Consider the following 3079-nt stretch of genomic DNA (forward strand, 5'->3'; position numbering starts at 1 on the left):
CAGTGCAGAAGAACTTGGAAAAGAGAACTGGAAGATCGTGAAGCTGGGAGACAAACAAATTGATCAGCTGATTGAAAAACAGGACATCAAGATCTATCCTAATCCTGTATCAGATTATGCTTATGTGGAAATAGGCTTTGAATTCAAAGAAGCGGATATTATGGTGTATGACATGGGAGGAAGACAGCTTCAGAACCTGAAGACTAAGAATAAGGTGACGAAGATTAATACTCAGAATTTGATTCAGGGAGCTTATCTGGTGACTATTAAGACTAATACGAATAAAACTGCGAATGCTAAACTCATAAAGAAATAAACACTGAGAATAATGAAGAAAATATTTACAATGGGAATACTGCTTATTGGCAGTTATATCTATGCACAATCAGGAGGAAACGGAACTGAAGAAGAGAATTTCATACCACAAATCACTCCTCCATCACCAACAGCCTATGCGTTGGGAAACTATGGGAATACGCCTGTAGGGCTTTTTACAGGTTCGCCCAGTGTATCGGTTCCTTTACTTATGTATAAAACCAATCATATCACTGTCCCAATAAGCCTTTTTTATGGGTCTAATGGAATTAAGGTAGATGATGTTTCTACCAATGTAGGATTAGGCTGGAATTTGAATTTTGGCGGAGTTATTACAAGAACAGTAAGAGACAGAGCCGATGAAACATCAACTCATATCATCCCACCCGAAAATGTTACAGGAGGATATACCAATCCTGTTACCAATCAGTTTTTACATACGATAGTCAATGGATCGCCTTCATTAGATACTGAAGCTGATGTGTATTCATTCAATTTTAATGGAAATTCAGGGAAGTTTTTTTATGATCTGAACAACCAGCCTCATATTGTTGACCAACAAGCAATAAAAATTGAAAGAATCGGAAGTGCTACAGGAGATGGACAGGATTTTCTGTTAACGTTGCCAGCAGGAGAGAAATATTATTTTGAAGCTAAAGAAAGATCTACATTACGAACAAGTGGATCAGGTGATGGCAGTGCTAATCCGATAAGTTCCTCCATTACGGCCTGGTATTTGACAAAAATAATACATCCAAAAGGGGATGAAATCTATTTTATCTATTCGGATGCTCCTCTATTATCTTATATTACTTCTCAGGCTCAAGTCTTAAAAATGTCGGTAGGATTTCCTTACGCACAGCCAAGCTGTCAGGGAAGCGGATATATTAAAGCTCCCGCTCTTGCTCCAATCACTGACAACAATATGGACCTGAATGGGAAAAGAATACAAACAATAACCAGTAATAATCCAAATTTTGGCACAATCGCTTTTACTTACGAATCAGACTATACCTCGCAGGATATTGAAGGAAATGCCAGAATAACCAATATTCGTCAAACAGATAGAAATGGAACTACTGTTGAGAATATTGTTTTGAATTATTTAAATACTGTTAATAAAAGAAACTTTTTAAGCAGTGTCATTTTTAAAGACCCTACCAAAGTCTATAGTTTTGATTATGAAAGTCCTACTCAGTTTCCAGTAAGATTATCTTTCAGTCAGGATCGTTGGGGATATTACAATGGGAAATTCAATACAAACCTAGTTCCTGCTAACATTCCAGACCATAATCTTAAAAACTATAATTATGGTGGAGCTAATAAAGATCCCGATCCTAATTTTGCAAAGATAGGAATGCTGAAAAGAATTACCTATCCTACAAAAGGTTATACAGATTTGGAGTATGAAGGAAACACCTATTGGGGAGAAAAAACTATTTATCCTGTAGTTACTACTAAAAACTTGTCAATAAAAAATACCATATCAGTGGATGATTTTGTAAGCACTTCATTTACTTTCACTTCACCCGTTACTCAAACTGTTAACATTTCGGGAAGTGCTGTCTTTAATACACAGTGTTCTGATCAGACCCACCCGCCAGTAGGTCTCATTCATGGAGCCAATTTTTATAAAATGATGCAAGGCTCACCTACACCCGTTGGCAGTAATTATCAATTCTTAGGTAATGAGGAGGTATTCTTTGAAGCTGCAGCAGGACAAACTTATACTATTACAATCGATGCCGGAAGATGTACTTATACAAGAGCCAGCATCAATTATTACGCAACTGCTCCACAAGTTATCACTACCAATCTGGATACAGGGGGAATAAGGATAAAATCAACAAAGGATATTGACTCTCCAACTTCTCAAAATCTTTATAAAAGATATTATTATGCTCATAAAGATGCTCTTAATCACTCATCAGGGAAAGAAGGAAATAATCCATATTATACTGACATTGTAAAATGGCAAGTCAAATGTCCTGCTACAGGTTCCCTGGAATGCAGTTTTGTAGAAAACTCTGCTGTTGTCCTGACTGCAAGCAGTATTATTCCTTTATACAATACAGAAACCAGTAGTTGCCTTTATCCTTATGTAACGATCAGTGAAGGTGGAGATCAGTTTGAGGAAGGAGGTGAAATGAAAGAATTTAAAATTCGCAGGGATAATGCGGGAAGTAGCGTTTGGGGATCAAGAGGAAAAAGCAGTACTCCCTGGAGTAACAAAGGCTGGGATAATGGGACTGAGTTAAAATCAACGATATTAAGGAAAAATGCTTCTTCTTTAGAAATTATTCAGGAGAAGGAAAACGTTTATGAGAAAAATGATACCTATACATTTGAACTTAAAAATTTTGTAGGGAGACAGCTGTTTAATATAGCATGTCCAACGGGTTATGATTCACATCCTTATACCTGTACAGCAGTAGATGTTTCTGCTCCTAACAATAAATGTACTGGGCTATCAGCAGGAACAACAGTAAGCCTTCTGCAACTTGATAATTTTAGTGTTACCGATTACAGGCTTATCTCCTCTTGGCATTATTTGAAATCTCAAAAAACAACAGAATATCTAAACGGAACACCGGTAGCCACTCAAACAGAGTTTTTCTATAACAACCCGGTGCATTACCAGCTTAACAAACAAAAAACAACTTTCCCTGATGGAACTATCGATGAGACCAATTACAGTTACGCCCACGAAAAGGCTAACCAGAAGTTAATTAACGCCAATATGATAGGTATTCCTTTGGAAACA

The 3079-nt window shown here is 36.9% G+C and carries 2 protein-coding genes; both read left to right on the forward strand.

What is annotated here, in order from left to right; all coding sequences use genetic code 11:
- The coding region (locus DRF60_RS20740; protein WP_133297264.1) for a T9SS type A sorting domain-containing protein at positions 1-316 on the forward strand (316 nt) is incomplete at its 5' end.
- A gap of 12 nt (positions 317-328) precedes the next feature.
- The coding region (locus DRF60_RS20745) for a hypothetical protein (protein ID WP_123902714.1) at positions 329-3079 on the forward strand (2751 nt) is incomplete at its 3' end.

The sequence above is a fragment of the Chryseobacterium elymi genome (assembly GCF_003385495.1).
In the GTDB taxonomy this organism is placed as follows: domain Bacteria; phylum Bacteroidota; class Bacteroidia; order Flavobacteriales; family Weeksellaceae; genus Chryseobacterium; species Chryseobacterium elymi.